Raw genomic sequence first — 25,191 nt, forward strand, 5'->3', positions numbered from 1 at the left:
AACTAAGGATTGAGTAAAGAATCCGAACGTATACAAGCTTAACATCATCAAAATTAAGATCACTATCTTCTTCATTTGGTTATCACATATATCAGCAGGATTGAAATTCATTAACACTCATAGATGCTATCTACTCGGGGAGCTAAGGACGTCAACATCTGGATAGATCGCGGCTGCGCGCGCTCTATCCTTCCTAGACATGCCTATTGCTTATCGACTTCGTTTTCCCACTCTTCTTCATAGTCTAAGGCTTCAAGGTGAGCCGAAATGGAGTTCATTAATTTTTCGTTCCAAAATTCAGCTCCTTCATTCCATTGAAGCTTTACTCCGTTATTTTCGTCCTCAATGGATGCATCTACCATAGCCCAAAAGAAATGACAGATATGCTCGGCTTGAGATTTGTCTAAAATAATGCCATTTTGAAGGAATTGTAGGCTAAGTTCGTCATCTAACTTCTTTGCGTAGAACTCTCCATATTCTTTTTCTTCAGGAAACTTATAAGTAATCATGGGTAAGAAACAAATTCTAACCTTTGCGATAGATAGCTATAAATCAATCCCTAGACCTTACCGGATTTAAAGATGGTCCCGAAGATTCAGCCTCTTCTATTTCTCGATTAACTAGAGCTAACAAGCGTCCTAAATACATAATATCATCTTGAATTTCTGAGAATTCTTCTTCTTCACATTCTTCTTCAGTTGTTTGGTTTAGAATGCCTTCATATGCCTTCATATGCCTTCATATGCCTTCATATGCCTGAATGGAAGCTCTAATATAGGTAAGATCTTTATAATTAAATGGCATTTTACACCTTTTGTTTCATGTACTTGCAAGGTGTTGATGTACAAATCTATGCATGTCCAAGCTTATTACCTTGTGTCACACAGAGCTACTCTATATAAGATTCATAGTTTCTGCTGGCTCTTTAATTTATTTGACTTTATGGCCGTCTCAACCTCTTTAGCTTCTTGCAATATTTTAGATTTGTTTTTCTCAACAAACTTTCTAATATCTTCCTTACTAATCTGTTTGTCTTTAATCGTCATTTTTTCGATCTCTCATACGGTCAATTTCTGTTGGATTCGTTTGTTTTCCCGATGGTTCTTCTATTGTTGTATCTTTTGATTTCTTTTTTACATCTTCAGCATGTTCCCTCATCTTTGAGCGGATTTTATTAATTCGATCCTTCTCTTCTTGTGTGAATTTATAGTCACTCATAATTTTTTCATTCCTACTCTTTTTCCGTGATAGATTTCAGGCGCTGAGAACCCTTGGTTTTCGTAATAATCTATTGCACCTTTTACGGGGTCTAAAACCCAAACCTCATCAGCACTAATCAAGTTGGCATAAACAGTAGCTCCAAAAGACAATATTGGAAAGACACCTTCGCCCAAAGGGTTTGGTCTTACCGGTGTGGATTCTATAAGATTCATTCTTACCTTTGTGCCATGCTTGGATGCAAAGCCATAACAAAGTCCGCAAAGTTGATTCTCAAACCAAACTGACATTTCATATCTTTTTGGCTTCTTCTGATATGCATTAAATTCTGGCTCCCAGTCCCAACTGGCTCTCGATGATCTTAGATTTGCTCCTCTCATCTCTTTCCAAGAGTCAGCCAGTCTTGCTGTCTTCAAGCTAATGCCCTTTATTGATGACTGAGGCCATGACTCTTGTGTGATTGACCAAACTTCTTTTCTGAGAGCTTGGTAGTATCCAATAACAGCGGGGTAATTGTGAAAATTTAAAGCTTCCATAGTATTCCTTATACTAAAATTAAAATAGTTCCATTATATTTGAAAAGGTATTTTCTCTTAGTTTGTAAGATCCCATAAAGTTTGATCCAGTTACCAGATTTACATGAGCAATTCATGGTATCCAATATTACTATCGTCCTAATTTGAATCTTGGTGTAATACAACACCAAGCGCTGCTGAAATCATAAGTAGAGTCAAAGCCGGAGCTTATGATTTCAGCAGGAGCGTCTTGTTAAAGTGGATGACTACCCCTTCCACTGTTTCCTTCGAAACAGCTTCCAATTACGATTAGTGATATTACTAGGAAAGTAGTCGTCCCAAGCGTTTGGCAAACATTTTGGCCGACGACGGTTTCTAATCTTTATTGGGATCTCTAGTTCATTTTCCAACGAAGCATAGTATTGCTTCATCTCGTTCTTGGTTTTAGGGTGTCGAAAATACCCCATATAGATCTCCATTAGCTATGAATTGCTAATGGAAACCAAACCCTCTTTTTAACAGTAGATTTCTATAGTTCATGCTTTCCTGCCAAAGAGCTTTAATAGTGTGCTCAACTGAAGCTGGATCATATCACTTGTCGACCAATGCCAAAATGGCAAATAACTATACTTAGAGCCGATATATCAATCGGTAAGATATCCAGTACAAGCGAAAAAACACCTATGCAGAGATAGGAACAAGTGTACCGATTAAATGGGATTTTAAGTGCTTTATGAGAATGGCATTGCGACTAAAAAGGGACAACCCCACATGTCTCACTGCAATACCTGGGCTATTGGAATATTTTCTATAGACACAAGAAAGACACATTGAGTGGCGGTTTTAATAATTAATTGCTTTTATTTCTCACGTGAGAGCGAGTAAGGAGTAACCACCTAAACCATCACTCTTATGGATAACGCAAATTATCTAAGCTAAGGAGCATAAAAATATAGGCACAAAAATGATCTTATTGGATTTTATTCAGTTTGTTTTAGTGTCAAAGCTGCGTAGAATCGATAGATATTTATTGGTATTTTGGCCGGAATTGGGTGGCCTTTTGAAGGCCGATGACCAAGGGCCAAAGGGGTTCGAGAGAATCAAGACATCTAAGAGTTTTCTAAAGAACCATCTTCTCACAGGAGAACGGTAGCGTGACGTAAGAGACAGTAAAAGGCGCTGACCCAAGGTGCAGCAACACCAGGGGCCAGCTGACCAAATTGATAAACCACCTATCAAAATGGCTATATGGATCATACGCTAGAAACCCGCTCGTCTTCAATAAAGTGGAGTACATTCAGCGGCTTGGTGCGATTCCCCAAGCTCTGGAGGCGTTGTGCCTGCCTTTTTTTCTTCTATGCCTACCGTTCCCGCGCACCACCCCGTATTTCCTCAAAGTATTACTTTCTCAGCCTTCTATCAGAGAAGGTCCACCCATGGTTTGAGTATCAGTAGGAAATAAATATGTTGATCTTAAAGCGCCGGACTGGTGAAAACTTAAGGATTGGGACCAATGTTTCAGTCACTGTATTGGAAGTTAAGGGGAATCAGGTGAAGATAGGAATATGTGCTCCCAAATCTCTAGCCGTTCACCGTGAGGAAATATATTTGCGTGTTCAAAAGGAGCAGACTATGGGAAATTAAAATCGATGAGAACTTAGTCGCGAGATGAGGGCCTTCGATTTATAGGGAGGCTGGAACCCAGCGTAGGTCGTTCCAGCCGCGTATTTCATAGCGATTACGGTACTGTTATCTTGTGAAACTCTGGTTAAACCCTCAGCATACGCGCTTAACACTTCTTCTAATAGTGCAATCTATTGATGCCATAAAATTGTGGTTATTTTTGTAATTCTTAACAAGATTTCTCGCATAGTGTTACCGCTCGTCTTGAGAAGTAAATGCCATCTATGAAGTACTTAGGCACATATCTACATCAAGCTTTTTATCTTCAAAACCATTGATGTCCAAGGTTGACATTGTTTTCACAAAAAGCTCCGAGTTCCTTCTTAGCTTCTGATCTAACTTGATTCCGACCTCGCCTGATTTACAGCTGTTTACTTGTTTATCATCAACGTGCAAAGATAAAATCATCGCGTTTGTGTATTCTCCTTGTGATTTAACAATTAGTATATCGCCTACAACTATTTCAGTATTATTTAAGTTTACAATAGCAACTAGACCATTTGAAAATAATTCATGTGGGACGCCGATTGATGTAATACCCTTTGGCTCTAGAGTAATTAATCCAGTTTTAAATAGCGACTCTCTAACTTCAGATTTTTGCAGAATTCCTTTCTCAATAAGGAAGTAGGCTTTATATAGATCATATGTAGTTATAAGCCCCCGGCTATCATGATCAGCATCTTTGATTTGGTCTTTAGTGAAAGGAGGGTTGGTTCTTGCTTTTGGAGGAAAATATCGTTGATGGTTCACAATGTATAGTCCAAATACATCAAATTTTCCTCGTTGCTCAGCTCGTCTATATTTGATTTTGCTGATTTGGGAGCAATCTTTATCTGTAGATGTCCCACCAATACCTTTAATTTCAACAATCAAAAACCGGTCTTTACAATCAACTTGGATATCCTCTTCAAGAAGATCTGGATTTGTATCGTCTAGATTAATAACAGATTCGAATCCTAACCATTTAAGGTATTCTTCTACAGAAGAAACTAGAGCTTCTCCAGTCTCAGTAATCAAGTCAGATAAAAATTTGTATTTAACCTTCAATGAATCTAATTGTTTTTCATTTTCAGCAATGTCTTGATTAAACTTCTCTTCCAACTTCACTCTTTCTTGCAGCAACTCGGTTTCACCGGGAAGCGGATAGTCGCCACTATTTAGCCATTTAAATTCACCATGAAATGGGAATATTTCGGGTTTAATCTCCGGTAAGTAGCTTTTGAAAAGCTCTGATACAAAGTTGGGTTTATCTTTAATGTCAGGAAATATTAGGACAATAGACTCCTCAATAAAATGAGCATAACTAACGATTTCATCTCTTTCATTAACTAGAAGTGGAAAAAAGTTATTTGCTAGTTTAGGTTTCCCATCTTTCCAAACTGTTGGGTGATGAAATATTGTTTCGAAGTTAATGTTTTTCAGATGCTTTAAAAATAGTGGTGATAATGTTGATTCTTGCTCGGGCAATTTTACTTTTTTACCATTTCTAGATTTATATCTAGGGAAATCTTTGTAGATCGTAAAGTTTGAAACTTTCTCATGCCCAGTTATTTTAGCTCCATGTTCTGTAATTTCTACAAATTGGTAGTCAGCAATATTTTCTTTTCCGCAAAAGGCAATAACAAAGGATTTCTTATCAAATATGTCACTTAGGTGTTCAGAGACAATGTTAATAGATAGTGGCCTAGGGTCGAAAACCTGTTCTGGATATGTACTCAACAAAGCATGGGCTGAGTTCCCGGATAAGCCAGTTAATTGGTGTTGACTAGAAACGTAGTTTTTAGAGTGGCTGTTAGTTAAGTCCAACATGACTATGTCAAATTCATGGAGGTTCTCCGGATAGTCATTATTAAGTTTTAAATACTTTTTTTCATGCTGTTTATTGTTGACATTTACAGCTGCGCCAAAGCTACCTTTTTGACTGTTAATTCGTAATTTATTTAGTTTTTCTATAACTGTATCGTCAAAATCAAAAAGAAAAACCATTGGTTGTTCATATGGTTCAAGAGGGTGATTTCTTATATCTTTTTCTGTTTTATTTTTGGACATCCTGATTCCTGTTTTTCAATTTATATAATGAAAAAATGTATAACCCAATGGTAATATGTCGAAGGTCTAAATTAATGATTGTCACATACACTTTCGCTAGGAAATTGCCACCGTTTCTTGTAGTTTAGTACTGTCTAATATGGCTAGATCTTCTTTAGTAATCATACGAACAAGGTCTTTTTCTTTTCTACCTGCTTGTTCATTTCTCAATTTCTTAAGCAAACGATCATACTTCTCTTCGTTATATACATCTGAGTTAATTACTATGAGCAATAATGTATTTGGTAATCTATTGGTGATTTGAGAATAAACACTTTTTGCATATATATTTTTCAAATATGCTTCTCGTAACCAGCCAAAATTGAACCCTTTTCTTATATATTTAACTTCTATTATGTGGTCTTTAGTGAAAATATTTTTACCCTTTAAAAGGATATCTAATTCTACTCCCGCAACCATCATATTTCTGAGAACCTCATATTTATCCTTGTAGGTTTCAGAAAACTTCATGTATGCAAGATCTTCTATTTTTGAGTACTGTCTCCTAAGTGAGCTAACAAGATGTGCTTCTAAATCAGATTCTTCTGCGACTTTATAGTCTTCATACTCGACAGCTTCTTTTTCTTCTATTTCATCTTTCGTAGCTTTACGAAGAGATTGTTTTTTTATCTCAACATCTAGTCGTGTTTGTTCATCAATGTGAATTTGATTGCTGTGCCAATTCTTCAATCCTAAGTAAATGAAAATAGAGCCAAAAATAAATCCGATTGATGAGAACCATGGAATAAATTCAACTATGAATGACACAGCATTTTGTCTTTTTGCAACCACAGCCTTTGCAGTATCAGAAAGCGCTTTAATTTCCGTTTCTGGTCTGTATAGATCAAAAGGCTCTTTTAGAAAAAGCCAAGGAGCCAAAGTCGAAAGTATGACTATCACTACACCTAAAGAGACCGTAAACTTATATAGGTCTCCAAATTCAAATTTCACTCTTAATCCCTCTGATGTCTACCATCCCAAAGAATCATTATCATATCACTTATCGGAATATTTCCAGAATTGAAAACTGTTTAAGTCAGAAGGACAAGTAAATATGCATGTTTGCGATGACTGTCACTAAATTAATTTAGTAGCTATATTTAGCTACCACGTCTTCCGTTATTTTGTATCTTTTGGCTAAAGAACTAACTCATCAAAATTTAATGGCTTTGCCCTTAAGATATTGTAGAAATATGACGCCGTTCTTGATCTCCGGTATTGAAAATAAGGAAAACCGATGAATATATATTCCATATGTAAAAAACTATAAAAAAATTTTACTGGTGATAGTTATCCAATTCCATGGACTAAACCAAAGCGCTTCATAGCTATTCGGGGCACCATTTTCTATATTTGGGGCTATAGTGCCAAACAACCTTCCAAAAAAATGAAACTTCCTTTCTCTGTAAGATCTTCTCTTAGGTAATCCGGGGTTGGATTGGCCAGATCGCCCAAAAATTCTGCTAAGGTGTAGTATCGCTGTTTCGGTTTGATACTGCACCCACGCTCCATGGCGCGGTCGAGAGAGATGGGGTCTACCGGATTGAACTAGCTGGCAGTGTGGTAGCGCAGGCTTTCGAAGCTGGCGTGGAAGCGGTAGTTTTCGATTTCCTCGCGGTCCGATTCCAACTCCGGGGGAATGGGATGTGGATAAGTTGGCAGCAGGGTGGCCTGTGGCAGTGCCTCTATTCTTACTACTGCCGAGAGATTTCAGGGTAGTTGGTGGTACTTAGGGCCTACGATTAAGGTATTTCGTTATCCCAAACATCGGAGTACCCATTATTACCACAATGGATGTGCAAGGTTGTGTATATTCTTTCCAGAATATACTCCAGATCTTTATCCTCAATTGTTTCGTCAACTATTTTCCAGTAGAACTTAGCCAAAGCCGCTGCTTCTAATTCGCTACTGACACCTGACTCAATGATATTTAGAATATTTGAGTCTCCAAACTCATTTGCATAATGAACCAATAGCTCTTTCTCTTTTATATTTCTAAATTCAATCATAACGAATCCTGTGCATCTCGAATTACAGACATTCTATCTGCGACCCATTCTAATTTTGAGCGCAATTCTGAAACGGTCATTTTCTTTGTGGCGGCAAGAAGGTAATGTTGCTTCTTTTTATCTGTTGGATCTACGATGAACTCTAAACCGTCGGGAATATCAGCCTTTTCCAATACCCAATATACATGAACTCTTTGTCCCGGATTCCTTTTAGACTTCATCCGGTGGATACCCTTTAAGTGCTGCCAGTGGCCAGAAAATGAGAGCCCGTGTTCTGCTGAAGGGATAATCCAGTTGCCGCACCCGGAGAAAACGTAATCATCTCTCTGGATGCCATTTACGACTTCCCGATTAGTACTGCTTGGATTGACATGCAGTGTTGGGTGCTCACCTTCGACAATTGGCCTTGCAAACCATTTACTTAGCCTTTTGATCGAGTCCCTTAAGTCTTCCGTTGTTTTGAACTGCTCCACTCTATTTCCTTATATGACTCTAACTACTTCAAATATTTATATCTGATTAAAGTGCCCAGAGCTGACCATATGGCTGGCTTCATTTGCCCCAAGGCAAGACAAAGTTCATCCTTGCGGAAGGTTATAGATTTTCAACCAAATGGCAACCAGAGATGCTCAGCTATTACAGATCTATCAAGCTTCGCTACTCAAAATGGGCCCTTAACCACTAGAAGAAAACAACGCCGCCACCGCCAACAAAGTAGCCACCCAAATCCCGCAAAGAATCTTCCAAAACAAAGAGGCATCCCCTTTCTCTGTAGGATCTTCACGCAAGTAATCCGGGTTCGGATTAGCCAAGTCGCGCATAAATTCCGTTAGCGTGGAGTAGCGCTGTTCCAGGTCGATACTGCATCCGCGTTCCAGGGCGCGGTCGAACCAGATGGGGACTACGGGATTAAACTGGCTGGCGGTGCGGTAGCGCAGGCGTTCGAAGTCGGCGTGGGAGCGGCAGTTTTCGATTTCCTCGCCGTAGGGCAGTTCGCCGGTAAACATTTCGTAGGCAATAGTGGCGAGGGCATAGATATCGCCGCGAATACCGCTGTTGTGCCCAAGGATATAGTGGGGGTCGGAATAGCTGGCGGTGCCCAGCGCTTCTGGGTGCTCCAGGGGGCGGAAAATCTCGGCGCTGCCGGCTACGTAGACTGAGCCAAAGTCGATAATTTTTACCCGCCCGTCGCCGTCGATCATGATATTGGCCGGGCGCAAATCCTGGTGAATGGTTTCCTGATCGTGGAAGGCCTGTAGTCCGGTGGCAATTTCCTTAAGGATGCGAAACGCTTCCGCCGGTTTGGGAAAGCGGTTGTTGGTGATCCACTGCTCCAGGGTGCTGCCCTGCACATACTCCATCAGGTAATAGAGCGCGGTGCGCGGGCGGGTCTGCCGGTGCAGGCGCACTACCTGGGGGCTGCGAATACGCAGGCCTATCCACTCCTCCTGAATAAAGCGGTCGATATAGTGGATATCGTCCTCGTAATTTACCGAGGGGGTTTTAATTACCAGGATTTCCCCGGTGGCACTGTCGCGCACCAGGTACAGCTGGCTGCGCTGGGAGGAGAACAGCTCCCGCTCTACCTGGTAACCATCCAATACCATGCCCGGTTCCAACTCCGGAGGAAAGGGCAGGTGGGTAAGCTGGCGGCTGTAGTCGTCCAGGGTGGTTTGTGGCAGTGCCTTTACCTTTACCACTAATGCGGAGAGGTTATCGTCACTGCCGTTTTCCTCGGCGAGGCGCACCAGGGTTTCCGCTGTTTCCTGTTCGCTTAATTGGGACTCTGCTAGCAGCTCGCGCAGTAAATCCGGTTGGATAAAGTCGTGCACGCCGTCGCTGGTAATTAGCAGTACATCGTCCTTAGCCAGGCTGAGCTGGCCGTAATCCACTTGCAGGCCGGTATCCATGCCCAGCGCGCGGGATAGCATCTGTTGGCGGTGGGCCAGGGTGATGTTGTGGTCCCGGGTGAGGCATTTAAGGTTGTCACCGCGCAGGTGATAGATACGGCTGTCGCCGATATGGAAATAGTGGGCAGTGCGGGATTTAAAAATCAGGGCAGAGAAGGTGCAGAGGAAGCCCTTTTCCTGTTGGGGGAAGTCGTGGCTCTTGCGGTATAGCTTGCTGTTAATGGAGGCGAGGATTTTCTGTCCGGCGTGGGCGACAGACCAGGTGTCCGGCACCTTGTAATAGTCCCGCACAAACTGCTCGGTGGCGGTGTGGCTGGCTTGGGCACCAGCTTCGGCGGAGCTGACTCCATCGGCCAGTGCGGCGACTGCGCCCAGGTATTCCTGTAAGTGCGGGCTGGCTGGCCAGTGATAGATTGCGGCATCTTCGTTCTGCGGTTTGATGCCGGCACGGGTGCAGAGGCCGTGGCTCAATCGCGGTGTCTGGGCTTCGGGGTTTACCTCGGTTTCTGTTTGCACCCCGGAATTGGTTTCGCTCACAGCTTTCTCCACTCTCTTTTCGTCCCCTCAGACCAGCGGCGAAAAACAAAGAAGGGCCATTGGCCCTCCTTTGCGTTTGTTGCTGGATAACTGCTTTACGATCACTCTTTCCAGATCATTCCACGCTGATCAGCTGCACCGTGCCATCCGGTAGCACTTCGGCGATATTGCCTTTGGGCTCTTCCAGGAACAGGCAGGCGAAGAAGATCACCGCTGCTGCGCCGCAGATAATCAGGAAGAACTGGCTGTAGCTGACATAAGACAGGGCGGTGAGGAAAGTAACCGCACCCACGTTGCCGTAGGCCCCGGCCATACCGGCGATCTGCCCGGTCATGCGGCGCTTTACCAGGGGCACGATGGCGAACACGGCACCTTCACCGGCCTGCACAAAGAAAGAGCAGCACATGGTGGCAACTACCGCTGCGGGAATCCACCAGCCGCCGTTGATCTGGCTCAGTACAAAGTAACCCACTGCCAGGCCGCCGATCAGGAACATCAGGCTGCGGCGGCGTCCCAGTTTGTCAGAGAAGTATCCACCGGTTGGGCGGGCCACCAGGTTCATAAAGGCAAAGCCAGAGGCGAGCAGGCCGGCCTTCACGGGGCTCAAGCCATCAAAGGTTTCCAGGAAGAACAGGGGCAGCATAGAAACCACGGCCAGCTCTGAGCCGAAGGTGACGAAGTAGGCCAGGTCCAGGATGGCTACCTGCTTGAAGTTGTATTTCTCCAGCTCGGGTACGCCTTCGCGCAGGTGCTCTTTGTTTACATTCCAGATCATACGGGTTTGGAAAGCGAACAGTGCTACCAGCAATCCCCACATCACGTAGGTGGCATTCTGGCTCAGCAGGGCTACGCCACTGGGAGACAATTTGTAAGCCAGCGCCGCCAGTGCCAGGTACATGGGCACATTCATCAGCAGGTAGAAGTAGAAATCCCGCTTACTGGTGACTTCCAGGCCGCCGCTCTTTTTGGGCTTGAAGTAGGTGGAACCCTTAGGCGTGTTGCGGGCAACACGGTAGTAGAGGATGCCGTAAATCCCAGCGAGCACGCCGGTGAGGCCCAGGGCGTAGCGCCAGCCGTCTTCGCCACCGAACATCAGGGCGAGGGTGGGCAGGGTCATGGCACCGGCGGCAGAACCGAAATTCCCCCAGCCGCCGTAGATACCTTCTGCCAGGCCCACTTGTTTGGCTGGGAACCATTCACCCACCATGCGGATACCAATCACAAAACCGGCACCGACAAAACCCAGCAGGAAGCGGAACAGGGCCAGGGATTCGTAGCTGTCTGCGGTGGCGAAGCCCAAACAGATTAAAGATGAGGTCATCAGCAGTCCGCTGTACACCAGGCGCGGCCCGAATTTATCCACCAGCATACCGATAATGATACGCGCGGGGATGGTCAGTGCCACATTGAGGATTAACAGGGCTTTTACCTGTTGGCTGCTGAGGTCGAACGCTTCCTTGATAAAGACCATTAGCGGAGCATGGGAGAACCACACCACGAAAGTCAGGAAAAACGCAAACCAAGTAACGTGCAGCGTCTTTATTTTGGGATCGCCCCAATGAAATAAATTGAGGCCGCTGGATTGACTCATGACTATTTTCTCCGGCTTCTCAGAAATTTTTAGAGGTGGATAGGGATATGGTCGATAGTATTTGAGCAGCGTCACAGGAAAAGCGCGCAAAGGGGGTAGTCCGTGGCGGAATCCACGCAATAGCAGCGTAAGTTAATCCTTTTGGATTAGCACTGTGTCAGGTGCGATGCAGCCTCTAGAGCAATGCTTACCCCATGGTGAGTAGAGGCAAGAAATTGTCTTATAAGGCATTGGTTTTTGGGAGTAATTGTCGGGCTAGGGGTTTTTAGGCATCTTGCAGGTAAGCGCCCGGATACGCTTTGGTAATTTGCCTCGGTGGCAATGTCTCTTCTGGCCAAGCGGAGACTCAGAGGTCGGATTATCCGCTTGAAGGGCAAAAAATTTGTCTGAACGTTGAACAAGTGGAGATAGCCTGTCGTGCAATATACACAGCAACTTGCCGGGCGCGCACTGATGTTTGCCTCGGCCATGTTTGCCGCTAATTTTTCGGTATGGACGCTGTATGCCGTGCTTGGGGTGGAGATACGCGAGCAGCTGAATCTTTCCGCTACCGAGTACGGCATCTTACTCGCGGCGCCCATCCTGAGCGGGGCACTGTTGCGTTTCCCCGCGGGGCTGTTGGTGGAATACGTTTCGGCGAAAAAACTCATTCTTTTGCAAATGTTATTACTGTTGCCGGTGTTATTTCTGTTGCCCTATATCGAAAGCTATGGAGCCCACCTGCTGGCCGGCCTGTGGCTGGGTGTTTCCGGTGTGGCCTTCGTGTTGGGGATTCGCTATATCAGCCCGTGGTTCGAAAGGAGGCAGCAGGGCACAGCGATGGGCATTTTTGGTGCAGGCAATGCCGGAGCCGCGATTACCCTGGCTTTGGCACCGGCTATCCAGAACTGGTTTGGGCGAGAATGGATTGGGCCGGTATACGGTTTCGGCATAGTACTTATGCTGGTGCTATTCGAATGTTTTGCACCGGAAGAAACCCGCTACATGCGCAGCCGGGGCAAGGTGAATATTCATCACCATCTACGTCCACTGATGCAGATCAAGGTGTGGCGCTATGGACTCTATTACTATTTTGTTTTCGGCAGCTTTCTTGCACTTTTATTGTGGTTGCCCAATTACTACCTGGCGGTCTACGGAGTCAGTACGCCGGCGGCGATGGCACTGACGCTGCTGTTTGTGGCGCTATCCAGTTCGCTGCGCGCCCTGGGTGGTTGGTTTGCGGATCGCTATGGTGCACGCACGGTAAATTGGAGTGTTTTCTGGACTTGCCTGGTATGCCTTTTTTTCCTCAGTTACCCCCCGACCAGTATGACGATTCACGGGGTGGAACGGGATGTGCATTTAAATATCGAGGTGGGTATTGAGCTGTTTACCCTGTTGTTATTGGTGATCGGTATTGCTCAGGGTTTTGGTCGCGCCTCTGTGTACAAAACGCTGCACGATAATTTTCCGGCACATATGGGTAGCGTCGGTGGTACTGTGGCCACGATTGGTGCGTTGGGTGGTTTTACCCTGCCTGTGATGTTTGGAATCGCACAGGATTTGGTTGGTATTCACAGTGCGGCGTTTATGTTGCTCTACGGTGTGCTCGCAATTTGTATGTTGGCTATGTATTTGGCTATCCGGAGGGAAGGTTATCAACAGCGTTTGGCTTTCGCCCGTGAAAATAATTTTTTGCAGGAAGAAAGCGCGGATTCTGTGGCCTTGCCGGATAGGTAGTGCCCACTACCAAATTGGAATTACCTGTGGGTAAGACATGAGAGTCAGGAAGATTTCTGTCGGAAAAAAATGTGGTTTCAACCACACCTGAAAAATTGTAATTTGTCACTGTTAAATTTGTTGTTGCAAAGGAAAAGCGTAATGACCATTTCCAAATTTTCCAAACTGTTTGGTGCTTTACTGCTGGGGGCCTGCAGCACTGTTGCACTACAGGCTGCTGCGCAGGATGGTGAAAATGCCACACTTGCCGACGCGCTGAAATCTGGTGAGGTCGGATTGAATCTGCGTTATCGCGTGGAGATTGTCGACCAGGAAGATTATGACCAGGACGGCATTAATGGAGACGCAACCGCTTCTACGCTGAGAACCCGCCTTAACTGGCGCAGCGGCAGCTACAACGGTTTTACCAGCTTTCTTGAGATGGATGATGTTACTTCCGTCGGCAACGATAATTACAACTCCACCGTAAATGGTAAAGACAATTACCCGGTAGTTGCCGATCCGGATGGTACCGAAGTTAACCAAGCTTATATCCGTTATAGCGGTGAAAATTCCGTAATTACCGCTGGCCGCCAGCGTATTAACCTGGACGGGCAGCGCTTTGTCGGCGGCGTCGGCTGGAGACAGAACGAGCAGACTTACGATGGCGTACGCTACCAGTACGGCAGTGCTGACAGCCTGCAGTTGGACTACAGCTACGTGTACAACGTAAACCGCATTTTTGGTGAAGATAGCGCCGGTGCTGAATTTGAAGGCAATATCCAGCTATTCCATGCCAGCTACCCAGTGGCTGAAAACCACAAAGTCAGCGGTTTCGTTTACAACCTGGATTTAGAAAATTTCGTTGAAAATGCCAGCCGCACCTATGGAGTAGATTACAAAGGGAATTTCGGACCGATAAACGCCAACCTGAGCTACGCGCGTCAGGGTGATACCGGTGACAACACGCAAAACTACAGCGCCGATTACTATCTGGCGGAAGTGGGAGCCGATCTGGGTCCGGTCACAGCAAAACTCGGTTACGAGGTACTGGGCTCCGATAACGATGTCGGTTTTAAAACCCCACTGGCCACCCTGCACAAATTCCAGGGTTTTGCCGACCAATTCCTGTCAACACCTGACGACGGTGTCGAAGATCTGTATATCAGCGGTGCAATGGAAATTGCCGGTGGCAAGCTGAATATGGCCTATCACAATTTCGATGCGAATAAAGGTTCTGCAAATTATGGCCACGAGTGGAATGTCAGTTATGGGCACAAGCTCACTGAAGATATTTCTGCACTGGTGAAATACGCTTCCTACCAAGCCGACGATCACAAGCTGGATACCGATAAGTTCTGGCTGATGGTGACCGCCAATTTCTAAGTTGGCTTTCATCACCCGATAGACAGACCCCGGCTTAGGCCGGGGTTTTACTCTGCAGCGGTCGGTTAATTTCTATAAAAAATTCTCCGGTTTTAGTCCGCTCTGCCCACAGAATTTCCGCTTTTTGCTAGGTTCCCACAAGGCGATCGGCATCACCAAGAGCACCGAGGGAGTACCACCTTTGACCCAAGCATAAATTAACCAACTTGATACACTGACATCAGTTTAAACACCGAGTCCCGCTACCTAAACAGCGCAGTTTTTCTTAATCGCTGCAGGGTGCCGGGACCGTGGCCGTAACGGCCACCAGGGTCTAACAGGAAACTGCGAGGCCTCCCGACATTGGAAAGGCGTTTAATGTTACAAGATAATTTTGGCCGCAGGTTTTACTACCTGCGCCTGTCCGTGACGGACATCTGCAATTACCGCTGCAACTACTGCCTTCCCGAGGGTATTGGCTGCGGTCGCTCCCTTGAGGGGGAAAATCCACTGTCAGTCGCTGAGGTGGGCACCCTGGTGCGTGCTTTCGCTTCTCTGGGCACAGAAAAGGTGCGCCTGACCGGCGGTGAGCCCTCCTTGCGCAAGGACCTGGTACCAATGCTCGAAGCGGTGCGTGCCAGCGACAAGATTCGTCGCCTGGCCATTACCACCAACGGCTATCGCCTGCCCAGCCAGATCGACGACTGGCACCGCGCTGGACTGGATCAGGTCAATGTCAGTATCGACAGTCTCGACCCAGCCCAATTCCACCATATCACCGGCCACGACCGCCTCGATAAAGCCCTTGCGGGATTGGACCGCGCCCTGGCGCTGGGTATCGATACCAAGGTCAACGCCGTGTTGATGCGCAAGTACAACCTGGCCGAACTGGATAACTTCCTCGCCTGGATTCGTGAGACCCCGGTGACTCTGCGTTTTATCGAATTAATGCGCACTGGCGACAACCGCGATTTTTTTGTCAGCAATCATGTGTCCGGTGACGATATTGAAACTCTGTTGTTGCGCGAGGGTTGGGAGCAAGTGATCCGCACCCGAGATGCCGGCCCGGCGCGGGAGTATTTCCACGCGGATTATGCCGGGCGCATCGGCCTGATCACCCCCTATGGCAAAGATTTTTGTGCGAGCTGCAACCGCCTGCGGATATCCGCCCAGGGCAAGCTGCATTTGTGTCTGTTTGCCGATCAGGGCTTCGATATGCGCGAAATAATTGCCGCCGGCGACAGCGAGGCCCTGGCGGCGCATATCCGCGAGTTGATTGTCGATAAGACGGCCGGCCATCAGTTACACGAGGGGTTCACCGGTGCCACCCGCAACCTGGCAATGCTCGGGGGCTAGGGGTATGGCCAAGGTGAATCCCAACGGATCGACCATCGGCGTGGTGCTCGCCGGTGGCCGCTCCAGCCGCATGGGCCGCGATAAGGCCCTGCTGGCACACCCTGAGCGAGGCAGCTTCCTGCAACATGCCGAGGGGCTTTTGCGGGCATTGCCTCTAACCCAAGTGGTGACCAGCGGTACACGTCCCGGCGGTATCGAAGATCTGGTACCGGAACAGGGGCCCTTGGGTGGACTCTATTCGGTGGTCCAAGCGACCGGTGCCGATGCCGCCTTGGTGATCCCGGTGGATATGCCATTACTGGGTCGGGACCTCCTCGCCGAATTATTGGCTGAGGGGCAGAGAAGCGGCCGTCCCTGTTACTTTGACCACTTTTTTTTCCCGCTGTGGTTACCTCTCAACGCTAAGTGCCTGGATTATTTGCGCGGTGCTATCGAGGGCCGCAGGCGCAATTCCGTCGGCGCACTGCTGCGTCACCTGGAAGCCAACTCCATTCCTATAAAAAATGCTGGCGATTGGTCTCGCAACATCAATACGCCGGCGGATTATCTTGGCCTGACGATGCCGGATAAAATATCCGAAAACCGTTTTTTAAGAGAACACTGACTATGTCCGCACACGCCAGTAAAGAATTTGTACCGCTCAATATTGCGGTGCTTACCGTGTCCGATACGCGTAACGAGCAGACCGATACTTCCGGCCAGTATCTGGTGGAAGCCCTGACTTCTGCCGGTCACCAGCTGGCGGATAAACGCATTACCCCAGACGATGTTTACCAGATGCGCGCGGTGGCCTCCGCCTGGATTGCCGACCCCAAAGTACAGGTAGTGTTGGTCACCGGCGGCACTGGCTTTACCGAGCGCGACTCCACCCCCGAGGCCCTGACGCCGCTGTTCGATAAAACCGTCGACGGCTTCGGCGAGCTGTTCCGCCATATTTCTTTAGGGGATATCGGCAGCTCCACGGTGCAGTCCCGCGCATTGGCTGGCCTCGCCAATCGCACCCTGGTGTGCTGCATGCCCGGCTCCACTGGTGCCTGCCGCACGGCCTGGGAGGGTATATTGCTCGAGCAGCTGGATGCCCGCCATAAGCCCTGCAACTTTATTCCCCATGTGCGTTTTACCAGCGCGCCCTGTGAGAGCCGAGGGTAATTCGTGAGCCAGTTAACCCACTTAAACCAGCGCGGCGAAGCCAGCATGGTGGATGTTACCGAGAAGGACATTACCGACCGCAGCGCCCTAGCTGAGAGCAGTATTTGCATGAGTGCGGAGGCTTTTGCATTGCTGAGCCAGGGGGCTCATAAGAAAGGCGATGTCTTATCTGTAGCTCGTATCGCCGGTATCCAGGCTGCGAAGAAAACCTCGGATTTAATTCCCCTATGCCACCCGCTGGCGCTGACCAAGGTAGGGGTGGACTTCGAATTGCAGCCAGAAAAACACAGCGTGTATATCACCGCTTTCTGTCGCTTGGCTGGGCGCACCGGTGTAGAGATGGAAGCTTTAACGGCGGCCTCCGTAGCGGCGCTGACCATTTACGATATGTGCAAAGCCGTGGACCCGGCGATGGAAATCGGCCCCACGCGATTGTTGCAGAAAAGCGGTGGCAAGCGCGGCGATTGGCGCGGTGATGTGCCGGCAGACGCGGAAAAAGTTCAGAGGTAAACAATATGGTAAAGGTTCTTTTTTTCGCACGCCTACGCCAACAGTTGGGTACGGGTGAAATTACCCTCGGGGATTTTTCCGGCAGTCTCGGCGACCTGAGGACAATCCTTTGTGAGCAACACCCGGATTGGAGCGCTCAGCTGCAGCGGGACGATATCCGTATGGCACTGAATCAGGAGCTGGCGGAGCCCGAGGCGATGGTAAATAGCGGGGATGAAGTTGCATTTTTCCCGCCGGTGACCGGCGGTTAGTGGTGTTGGTATGAAAGCTGTTGATCGTATTGAAGTGCGTGAGACGCCGCTCGATGTGGCCGCTGAATATTCGGCCCTGCAGGGCAACAGTGGCGATGGCGCCTGCGCCCTGTTTGTGGGCACAGTGCGCGACTTCAGTGCCGGTAGCGATGTCTGTGGCCTGGCCCTCGAACACTATCCGGGCATGACGGAAAAAAGCCTGCAGCGCATTATTAGCGATGCGCGCAGTCGTTGGTCCCTGGGCCGAATCGCTATTGTTCATCGGGTTGGGCCCATGCAGATTAACGACGAGATTGTTTTTGTCGGCGTCACCAGCCCCCATCGACAGGCGGCCTTTGCCGCTTGTCAGTACCTTATGGACCGTCTCAAAACCGAGGTACCTTTCTGGAAACGCGAAGCGGTTTCAGATCCGTCCGGCAAGAGCGAGCGTTGGGTCGAAGCCCGCGAAAGCGATGCCGTGGAGATGGAAAAGTGGTCCGCCGGCTGATCCTGTTGTTAGGTGGTTTATTGGTGGCGAATGCGCTGCCAGTAAACGCGGATAGCTGTACCCTGCGTGTTGCGGTGGCGGCCAGCTTTCGTCCGGCGCTGGAGCAGGTGTTGCCGGAATTTGAGTGCAGTGACCAGTGCTCGGTGCAGCTCAGTAGCGGTAGTTCCGGTGTGCTCTACCAGCAAGTAGTACACCGCGCCCCCTTCGATTTATTCCTCTCCGCCGATCGCGAGCGGCCCGAGCTTCTGGAAAAGCGGGGTGGCGCGCTGGCAGAAAGCCGCCACACCTACGCCTTGGGATTACTGGCGCTCTGGCACCCAGATTCCGAAGTGAATATCGAACGGTTATTACAAACCTGGCCGGAGAAAATTGTCCTCGCCGACCCCAAGGTTGCGCCCTTTGGTCGCGCCGCCCAGCAGGCCCTACAAAGCCTGGGGATGTGGAGTAAAAAACAACTTCAGTTAGCCCGCGCCCACAATGCCGGACAAGCTTATTTAATGCTGGATTCCGGCAATGCCCGGATGGGCTTTGTCGCCGCCAGCCAGATGCAAGCAGCCGGTCGGGATAACTTTTGGTTGTTGCCGCAGCGTCTGTATAGCCCCATTGAACAGCAGCTGGTGATTCCCACTCAAAGTCGCCGACCTGAAAAAGCGAGGGCTCTCGCCGATTATTTGCGCTCAGCCGAAGTACAGGCGCAATTGCAGCAGTTGGGTTACGGCTTGCTACCGGCGCAGTCCGGAGGAGATGAATTGTGAATATCGCCGCTGCCGACTGGCAGGCCCTGTGGCTGACCCTGAAACTGGCCGGCTTAACCACTTTACTGCTGTTTATCATCGGCGTACCCCTGGCCTGGAAGTTGAGCCAGTGGCAGAGCCGCTGGCGTCACGGGGTTGAAGTCTTAATCACCCTGCCGCTGGTGCTGCCACCTACTGTATTGGGGTTTTATTTATTACTGTTGTTTTCCCCCAATTACGCCACCGGCCAGTGGCTGTCACAACTGTTTGGCAGTCCTTTGGTTTTCTCTTTTACAGGCTTGGTTTTTGCCTCGGTGCTTTATTCCCTACCGTTTATGGTGCAACCGCTGCTGGCCGCCTTTAGTGCCAATGGCCAGCGCCTCACCCAGGCCGCCGCCGCACTGGGTATTCCGCCCTGGGCGGCGCTTATGAAGGTACTCTTGCCCGCGAGTCGCGCAGCGATTGTCAGTGCCTGCGCTTTAACGTTTGCCCACACCCTGGGCGAGTTCGGCGTGGTGTTGATGATTGGTGGCGCGATCCCCGGTGAAACCCAGGTGGTTTCCATCGCCCTCTATCAGCATGTGGAAGCGATGGAGTATGGAGCGGCGCACCGGCTGGCTTTGATGTTGATGGGGATTACCACCGTACTCTTACTCGCTGCCCGTTGGCTGGGGCATAGTTTGGCCCCGCGTGGATCAAACAGCGAACACGCTAAGCCGATTATGGGGGTCGTTGGTTAATGGAAATCACCTTACCCCTGTTCGGAACCACGACTTCCACCTCAGACTCTTGCGGGCTCAGCGTTGAGGGCCTGGTGACCTCGTTAAATACAGCTACGCCCTGGGAACTAACACTACCGGCCACTGGCGTTTTTGGTCTCACCGGGCCCTCCGGCAGCGGCAAGAGCACATTACTGGCGGCCCTGGCTGGCCAGCGCCGTTGCCGTGGCAATATCACTTTTGCCAATACGGTCTGGCAGCGCGGTCGCCGCGCTCTGGCCACCCACAAAAGGGCTGCCTCTTTAGGTTTTCAGGACAGCCGCTTGTTTGCCGGGCAATCGGTGGCGGATAACCTGGCCCTGGCTCGTAAATACAGCCACAGGCCATTACCCGCTGAGGAGTGTGAGCAGCTGCTGAAGGCTTTTGGTATTGCTCCGCTTCTACACCAACCGGTAGAGCTGCTGTCCGGCGGTGAGGCGCAGCGGGTGGCCCTGCTGCGCCAACTTTTTCACAATGCACCACTACAGCTGTTTGATGAGCCGCTCTCGGCGGTGGATCGCGCTCAGGTTTTGCGGAGCTTACTGCCCACCCTGCGGGATTTCTGGGCTCGCTATCCGGCGCTGGTACTCTGGACCAGCCACGACTTCGATGAGGTTCAACTGTTGGCCCAGCGCTGCCTGTGGATGCAGTCTGCAGATTTATCGGCTCCGCTCCCTCTCTTCGAGGTTGCTAAGTACTTGGATTCTAAGGCTGTGGGCGATAGCTTTCGCAGTCGGATTGAGGCGCGAGTGGAATCTCTGCGTGGTGGCTTGCTCACCTTGGAATTGGGGGGCGTTTCCATCTATGCAGACAGAGTGGCCGGTGATTATCGCAAAGGCGATACCGCTGTTTTTTTATTGGAGGCTGGAGATATCAGCCTCAGCGTAGAAAAACCGGGCCTGTCCAGTATTCTCAATTGCCTGCCGGTCACCCTGACCGGTAAAAAGCACCTTGCCGATGGTCGCACGCGCTTGCAACTCACGCTGGCTGAGCAAGTGCTTTACGCCGATATCTCCCAGCTCTCCTGTGAGCGCTTGCAACTGCGTGAGGGTTCTACCTACTTTGCCCAGTTTAAGGCAGGTAGCCCCGCCGGTTTATGATGGTTTTTTCGATCCCGCAATAATCCCCCACGCCAAAGTACACGTGTAAAAAAGTTATAGAAGGTGCGTGTGTGCCATAAAAAAGGGGAGGTAAAAACCTCCCCGAAGCAACGGTGTCCTGTGAGTGAAAACGAATTACGGGTTATAGAATTCGCCGTTTTTACGCAGGTAGAACCAGTAGTTCACCACTAAACAGACCGCGTAGAAGATGGCGATGCCCGTCAGTGCGTATTCCGGAGTGGTGGCTTTGATCTGCTCACCGAAAACCTTGGGAATATAGAAGGCACCGTAGGCGGCGACCGCAGAAGTCCACCCCAATACCGGACCGGCCTGTTCCTTCGGAAATACCATGGCGATGGTGCGGAAGGTAGAGCCGTTGCCAATACCAGTAGCGGCAAACAGCAGCAGGAACAGCAGGAAGAAGGGTAGGAAAAACTCTTCCGGGGCGGCCGAGGCGTAGGCGGCCTTCATGTAATACGCCACACCCAGGGCGCTACCCACCATGACGACCGCACAGATCTGGGTAACCAGCGCACCGCCGATACGGTCGGAAATCCAGCCACCGACTGGGCGAATCAGGGCGCCGATAAAGGGGCCCATCCAAGCGTACATCAGGGCACTGGGACCATTGCTGTTGATGGTGTCGTGGGTCATAACGCCATCCACCATCACGTGGCTGTAACCGAAGATGACCTTGATCGCTAGTGGGAAGGCGGCGGCGAAGCCGATAAAGCTGCCGAAGGTCATGGTGTAAATCACACTCATCACCCAGGTATGCTTGTTATTGAAGATGCGATATTGGCGCTGCAGACTGGTTCGGATCTCGCCGGGCAGCAACTTCAGACCAAATACGGTGGCGGTGATGACCAGTACCAGCACGATCTCTTTGGGCACACCCCAGCCCGAGCCGTTGGCGGCTTCGGGCAATAAAAGCCAGAGACCGACTACGGCCGTAATCAGGCCGATGCCCAGCATTAAGGTCATCTTGATGACGGCGCCCAGGGTACTGCCCACATCCGGAGTAATTTCTTCGGTGCGCAGGTTGTTCATACCGAACCAGCCGATAAAGGCCAGCGGTATTAAAAACAACAGCCACACAAAACCGGCATTTTGAATCCAGGCCTCTGAGCCGGCGGGTACCTTACCAATCAGAGAGCCTGAGCTGCTTACCAGTGTCATGGGATCGCCGCCGACAGCACCGAAAGCACCAACGGTCATAAACAGCGGAACCAGAATCTGCATGGTGGTAACACCGAAATTACCCAGACCCGCATTCAGACCCAGAGCCAAACCCTGCTTCTCCTTGGGAAAAAAGAAGCTGATATTGGACATGGAGGAGGCGAAGTTACCGCCGCCAATACCAGACAACAGTGCCAGCAGCTGGAAGACCCACAGTGGGGTTTCCTTGCTCTGCAGTGCGATACCGGTACCGAGGGCGGGGATCATCAATAATGCGGTGGTAAATACAATGGTGTTGCGACCACCGAACAGCCGGATAAAGAAACTACTGGGGATACGCAGAGTGGCCCCGGTAAGACCGGCGATGGCCATTAAAGTAAATAGGTCGGCTTTGGCAAAGGGAAAGCCGAGATTAAGCATTTGAACGGTAATGATGCCCCAGTAAAGCCACACGGCGAAGCCGCACAGTAAACTGGGAATGGATATCCACAAATTGCGGTTTGCTATTTTCTTGCCCTTGGACTGCCAGAATTTGCTGTCCTCCGGGGCCCACTCGTAAATGTCAGACACGGCGGCCACTCCTTCTCGAAACGATTCGTCCAGCCACTATGGGCCGGTGGATGAGCCTACTCAATTACCAACAGTAAGTAACCCCTTTGTGCTCGTCGAATGGCTACCTCTTTGGGAGTAAGCGCAGCCGCCGGACGCTATGGTAAAGTCACTGTTCAGATTTAAACCAATTTCACCAATGAAGCAGGATATCCAATGACTTCTTCTGCCACGGTAATGATGGTCGATGACCACCCGCTGTTCCGCAAAGGTCTCAAGCAATTATTTGCCATGGAGCCCGGTTTGGAATTGGTGGCCGAGGCCAGTAGCGGCGAGGAAGCCCTGGAACTGGCCAAACAATATGAGCCAGACCTTATCCTGCTGGATTTGAATATGCGCGGTATGGATGGGCTGGATACCCTGCGTGCGATGCGTGCCGCCGATGTGGCCTCGCGTATCGTGATACTCACGGTTTCCGATAACAATGCCGACGTAGTGTCCTGCATTCGCGCCGGTGCCGATGGCTACCTGCTCAAGGATATGGAGCCCGAGGATATTCTCGACCAGGTGATCCAAGCCACCCACGGCAAGCTCGCCATCAGCCAACGCCTTACCGAGATCCTCGCCTCGGCCCTGCGCAAACCGGATAATTCTGGTGCGGATACCCTCTCCACGCTCACCAGTCGTGAATATCAGATCTTGCAATTGATCGCCGATGGCCTCAGTAACAAGTTAATCGCCCGTGAACTGGACATCAGTGATGCCACGGTAAAGGTTCACGTGAAACATTTACTGAAAAAGTTGGGCATGCGTTCCCGCGTGGAAGCTGCCGTGTGGATGGTCAATCAAAAGCGCCCGGAATCGCAAAACCGAGGCCACTGACGCGTTTCGCCCCACTGCAAAGGAATGAAGTAAGAGAAATATCCCTATGCCCACCACCGATTGCTGTAGTCAGCCGGGCCTGATGCCCATAGAGAATGCCCGCGAAAAACTGTTGCAGGCGCTGAGCCCTGTTCATGGTACCGAGACCCTACCGCTGGTCCAGGCGGCCGGTCGAGTACTCGCCGAAGAGGTTTCGTCGAGTGTGAATCTGCCGCCTTGCGATAATTCCGCTATGGATGGCTACGCCCTGCGCTTTGAAGACCTGGCCAGTGGCCTGCCGCTGGAACTGATCGGTAAGTCTTTTGCGGGAGCGCCCTTCGACGGTGTGGTTAATCCGGGTACTTGCGTGCGCATTATGACGGGTGCCGCTCTCCCCGCCGGGGCCGATACCGTGGTGATGCAGGAAAATGTCGCTGCCCAGGACGAATCCATTCGTATTACCTGCGAAGTCCGTCCCGGCGACCATATTCGCCGCTGTGGCGAGGATGTCCCTGAAGGCTCCATTCTATTGAAGGCCGGAGAGCGCATCAGTGTTGCCCATATCGCCCTGCTTGCCGCCGCCGGAGCCGGTACGGTTACCGTGTTGCGCAAACCGGTAATTGCGCTCTTCTCCACCGGCGACGAACTACGCCAGCCGGGTGAAGCTCTGGCAAAAGGGGATATTTACGATAGCAACCGCATTGCTCTGTTGGCGGCTCTCGCCCAAATGGATCTGCAAGTGTTGGACCTGGGTATTTTGCCGGACAGCAAACAGGCCATCACCGATGCCTTACGGCGCGCGGCCCAAGAGGCCGATGCCATTATTACCTCTGGTGGCGTCTCCGTCGGTGAGGCGGATTACACGCGGGAAGTGTTGGAAGAACTCGGCGATATCGGTTTCTGGAAAGTGGCGATGAAGCCCGGCAAACCCTTCGCTTTCGGTTTCCTGCAAGGAACCCCATTCTTCGGTCTGCCGGGTAACCCGGTTTCTGCACTGGTGACGTTTTATCAGCTCGCCGTACCCGCCTTGCACGTCATGCAAGGCGATCAGTGGAATGGCCCGTATACATTGCAGGCCAAGCTGTTACAACCACTAAAGAAAAAGCCTGGCCGTACCGATTTCCAACGGGGTGTTTACCACACCGATGGCAATGGTGTGCTGGTGGTAGAGCCGGTTGGTACCCAGGGGAGTCACATTCTTACCGGCCTGGCTGCGGCTAACTGCTTTATTGTTTTGGCGCAGGAGACTGGCAGTGTGGAGGCTGGGGAGCAGGTAGTGATTGAGCCTTTGGGGGTGCCGTTGGGGTAGCCGCACTTTTCATGGCAAGGATTAGCTTCGCCCTTTGGGCTCGCTACTCTGCGGCAGCTTTGCTGCCTCCGAGTCGAACCTGAGTTCGAACAAAGCCTGGGAGTGAGCCATATACAAGAAAGCCCGCATAAGCGGGCTTTCTTGTATATGGCCCGCCCGAGAGGATTCGAACCTCTGACCTTCGCCTCCGGAGGGCGACGCTCTATCCAGCTGAGCTACGGGCGGATTTGGCTATCTGTGCCAATGGGAGGCGGATTATACAGAAGGGGAGGGGCGTGCGAAAGGACTTATGGCGGGGTTACGTAAGCTTTGGCAGGGGGCGACGCAGTGCTTA

At 49.9% G+C, this 25,191-nt stretch carries 26 protein-coding genes, 1 tRNA gene and 1 riboswitch; of the genes, 14 read left to right on the top strand and 13 right to left on the bottom strand.

Annotation, left to right across the window (positions count from 1 at the left end; all coding sequences use genetic code 11):
* Positions 1–203: 203 nt before the first annotated feature.
* The 5 genes from ACCI51_RS03020 to ACCI51_RS03040 form a co-directional block, all read right to left on the bottom strand.
* The gene (locus ACCI51_RS03020) at positions 204–509 is read right to left on the bottom strand and encodes a hypothetical protein (protein ID WP_371842548.1); all 306 of its coding nucleotides are present in this window, start codon (positions 507–509) and stop codon (positions 204–206) included.
* A 43-nt stretch (positions 510–552) separates the two neighbouring features.
* Positions 553–732 (bottom strand): hypothetical protein, encoded by a 180-nt coding sequence (locus ACCI51_RS03025; protein ID WP_371842549.1) that lies wholly within the window; start codon positions 730–732, stop codon positions 553–555.
* Positions 733–905: 173 nt separating this feature from the next.
* A complete protein-coding gene (locus ACCI51_RS03030; RefSeq protein ID WP_371842550.1) occupies positions 906–1,046 on the bottom strand; it encodes a hypothetical protein in 141 nt (46 codons plus the stop codon).
* The gene (locus ACCI51_RS03035) at positions 1,036–1,218 is read right to left on the bottom strand and encodes a hypothetical protein (RefSeq protein WP_371842551.1); all 183 of its coding nucleotides are present in this window, start codon (positions 1,216–1,218) and stop codon (positions 1,036–1,038) included. The genes ACCI51_RS03030 and ACCI51_RS03035 overlap by 11 nt, the downstream gene beginning before the upstream one ends.
* Positions 1,215–1,754, bottom strand: coding sequence for a hypothetical protein (locus tag ACCI51_RS03040; protein WP_371842552.1), 540 nt, complete (start codon positions 1,752–1,754; stop codon positions 1,215–1,217). Before ACCI51_RS03040 ends, ACCI51_RS03035 begins: the two co-directional genes overlap by 4 nt.
* 1,443 nt (positions 1,755–3,197) lie before the next feature.
* Between ACCI51_RS03040 and csrA the strand changes: the two genes are divergently transcribed.
* Positions 3,198–3,377 carry a carbon storage regulator CsrA gene (gene csrA, locus ACCI51_RS03045; protein ID WP_371842553.1) on the top strand — a complete coding sequence of 60 codons (180 nt, stop codon included), beginning with the start codon at positions 3,198–3,200 and terminating at the stop codon, positions 3,375–3,377.
* 261 nt (positions 3,378–3,638) lie between these two features.
* Here the strand turns inward: csrA and ACCI51_RS03050 are convergent, their stop codons facing one another.
* The 6 genes from ACCI51_RS03050 to ACCI51_RS03075 form a co-directional block, all read right to left on the bottom strand.
* Positions 3,639–5,465 (bottom strand): hypothetical protein, encoded by a 1,827-nt coding sequence (locus ACCI51_RS03050; RefSeq protein WP_371842554.1) that lies wholly within the window; start codon positions 5,463–5,465, stop codon positions 3,639–3,641.
* Between the two features lie 96 nt (positions 5,466–5,561).
* Positions 5,562–6,455 carry a hypothetical protein gene (locus ACCI51_RS03055; protein WP_371842555.1) on the bottom strand — a complete coding sequence of 298 codons (894 nt, stop codon included), beginning with the start codon at positions 6,453–6,455 and terminating at the stop codon, positions 5,562–5,564.
* A 791-nt stretch (positions 6,456–7,246) separates the two neighbouring features.
* Complete coding sequence (locus ACCI51_RS03060) at positions 7,247–7,513, bottom strand: hypothetical protein (protein ID WP_371842556.1); 267 nt, start codon at positions 7,511–7,513, stop codon at positions 7,247–7,249.
* Positions 7,510–7,986, bottom strand: coding sequence for a hypothetical protein (locus ACCI51_RS03065; RefSeq protein WP_371842557.1), 477 nt, complete (start codon positions 7,984–7,986; stop codon positions 7,510–7,512). Before ACCI51_RS03065 ends, ACCI51_RS03060 begins: the two co-directional genes overlap by 4 nt.
* 201 nt (positions 7,987–8,187) lie before the next feature.
* Complete coding sequence (locus tag ACCI51_RS03070; RefSeq protein WP_371842558.1) at positions 8,188–9,960, bottom strand: protein kinase domain-containing protein; 1,773 nt, start codon at positions 9,958–9,960, stop codon at positions 8,188–8,190.
* 115 nt (positions 9,961–10,075) lie between these two features.
* Positions 10,076–11,551 carry a NarK family nitrate/nitrite MFS transporter gene (locus tag ACCI51_RS03075; protein WP_371842560.1) on the bottom strand — a complete coding sequence of 492 codons (1,476 nt, stop codon included), beginning with the start codon at positions 11,549–11,551 and terminating at the stop codon, positions 10,076–10,078.
* Between the two features lie 417 nt (positions 11,552–11,968).
* Here ACCI51_RS03075 and ACCI51_RS03080 point away from each other — a divergent pair, with 417 nt between their 5' ends.
* From ACCI51_RS03080 to ACCI51_RS03130, 11 genes are all read left to right on the top strand, one after another.
* The gene (locus ACCI51_RS03080) at positions 11,969–13,270 is read left to right on the top strand and encodes an MFS transporter (RefSeq protein ID WP_371842561.1); all 1,302 of its coding nucleotides are present in this window, start codon (positions 11,969–11,971) and stop codon (positions 13,268–13,270) included.
* 141 nt (positions 13,271–13,411) lie between these two features.
* Complete coding sequence (locus ACCI51_RS03085; protein ID WP_371842562.1) at positions 13,412–14,635, top strand: porin; 1,224 nt, start codon at positions 13,412–13,414, stop codon at positions 14,633–14,635.
* Between the two features lie 218 nt (positions 14,636–14,853).
* Positions 14,854–15,004, top strand: a riboswitch (molybdenum cofactor riboswitch).
* Positions 14,993–15,970, top strand: coding sequence for a GTP 3',8-cyclase MoaA (moaA, locus tag ACCI51_RS03090; protein WP_371842563.1), 978 nt, complete (start codon positions 14,993–14,995; stop codon positions 15,968–15,970). It overlaps the preceding riboswitch by 12 nt.
* A gap of 4 nt (positions 15,971–15,974) precedes the next feature.
* Positions 15,975–16,574, top strand: a complete 600-nt coding sequence (mobA, locus tag ACCI51_RS03095) for a molybdenum cofactor guanylyltransferase (protein ID WP_299580384.1) — start codon at positions 15,975–15,977, stop codon at positions 16,572–16,574.
* Between the two features lie 2 nt (positions 16,575–16,576).
* Positions 16,577–17,119 carry a molybdenum cofactor biosynthesis protein B gene (gene moaB, locus ACCI51_RS03100; protein WP_299580387.1) on the top strand — a complete coding sequence of 181 codons (543 nt, stop codon included), beginning with the start codon at positions 16,577–16,579 and terminating at the stop codon, positions 17,117–17,119.
* A 3-nt stretch (positions 17,120–17,122) separates the two neighbouring features.
* Positions 17,123–17,629: a cyclic pyranopterin monophosphate synthase MoaC gene (gene moaC / locus ACCI51_RS03105; protein ID WP_371842564.1), complete on the top strand. Its 507-nt coding sequence runs from the start codon at positions 17,123–17,125 to the stop codon at positions 17,627–17,629.
* A 5-nt stretch (positions 17,630–17,634) separates the two neighbouring features.
* A complete protein-coding gene (gene moaD / locus ACCI51_RS03110) occupies positions 17,635–17,880 on the top strand; it encodes a molybdopterin converting factor subunit 1 (RefSeq protein WP_371842565.1) in 246 nt (81 codons plus the stop codon).
* Positions 17,881–17,890: 10 nt separating this feature from the next.
* Positions 17,891–18,367, top strand: a complete 477-nt coding sequence (moaE, locus tag ACCI51_RS03115) for a molybdopterin synthase catalytic subunit MoaE (protein WP_371842566.1) — start codon at positions 17,891–17,893, stop codon at positions 18,365–18,367.
* Positions 18,352–19,122, top strand: a complete 771-nt coding sequence (gene modA, locus ACCI51_RS03120) for a molybdate ABC transporter substrate-binding protein (protein ID WP_371842567.1) — start codon at positions 18,352–18,354, stop codon at positions 19,120–19,122. The genes moaE and modA overlap by 16 nt, the downstream gene beginning before the upstream one ends.
* The gene (gene modB, locus ACCI51_RS03125; RefSeq protein ID WP_371842568.1) at positions 19,119–19,841 is read left to right on the top strand and encodes a molybdate ABC transporter permease subunit; all 723 of its coding nucleotides are present in this window, start codon (positions 19,119–19,121) and stop codon (positions 19,839–19,841) included. The genes modA and modB overlap by 4 nt, the downstream gene beginning before the upstream one ends.
* A complete protein-coding gene (locus tag ACCI51_RS03130; protein ID WP_371842569.1) occupies positions 19,841–20,959 on the top strand; it encodes an ATP-binding cassette domain-containing protein in 1,119 nt (372 codons plus the stop codon). Before modB ends, ACCI51_RS03130 begins: the two co-directional genes overlap by 1 nt.
* A 135-nt stretch (positions 20,960–21,094) precedes the next feature.
* On the opposite strand, the gene ACCI51_RS03135 is transcribed toward ACCI51_RS03130, so the two are convergent.
* Entirely contained in the window at positions 21,095–22,708 is a 1,614-nt protein-coding gene (locus tag ACCI51_RS03135; protein ID WP_371842570.1) for an MFS transporter, read from the bottom strand.
* Between the two features lie 195 nt (positions 22,709–22,903).
* Between ACCI51_RS03135 and narL the strand changes: the two genes are divergently transcribed.
* The gene (gene narL / locus ACCI51_RS03140; protein WP_299580411.1) at positions 22,904–23,569 is read left to right on the top strand and encodes a two-component system response regulator NarL; all 666 of its coding nucleotides are present in this window, start codon (positions 22,904–22,906) and stop codon (positions 23,567–23,569) included.
* Between the two features lie 46 nt (positions 23,570–23,615).
* Positions 23,616–24,857 carry a molybdopterin molybdotransferase MoeA gene (gene moeA, locus ACCI51_RS03145; RefSeq protein ID WP_371842572.1) on the top strand — a complete coding sequence of 414 codons (1,242 nt, stop codon included), beginning with the start codon at positions 23,616–23,618 and terminating at the stop codon, positions 24,855–24,857.
* A gap of 148 nt (positions 24,858–25,005) precedes the next feature.
* Here moeA and ACCI51_RS03150 read toward each other — a convergent pair.
* Positions 25,006–25,082: transfer RNA gene (locus tag ACCI51_RS03150), tRNA-Arg, on the bottom strand.
* Positions 25,083–25,191 lie beyond the last annotated feature (109 nt).

The organism is Microbulbifer echini (assembly GCF_041447225.1).
In the GTDB taxonomy this organism is placed as follows: domain Bacteria; phylum Pseudomonadota; class Gammaproteobacteria; order Pseudomonadales; family Cellvibrionaceae; genus Microbulbifer; species Microbulbifer echini.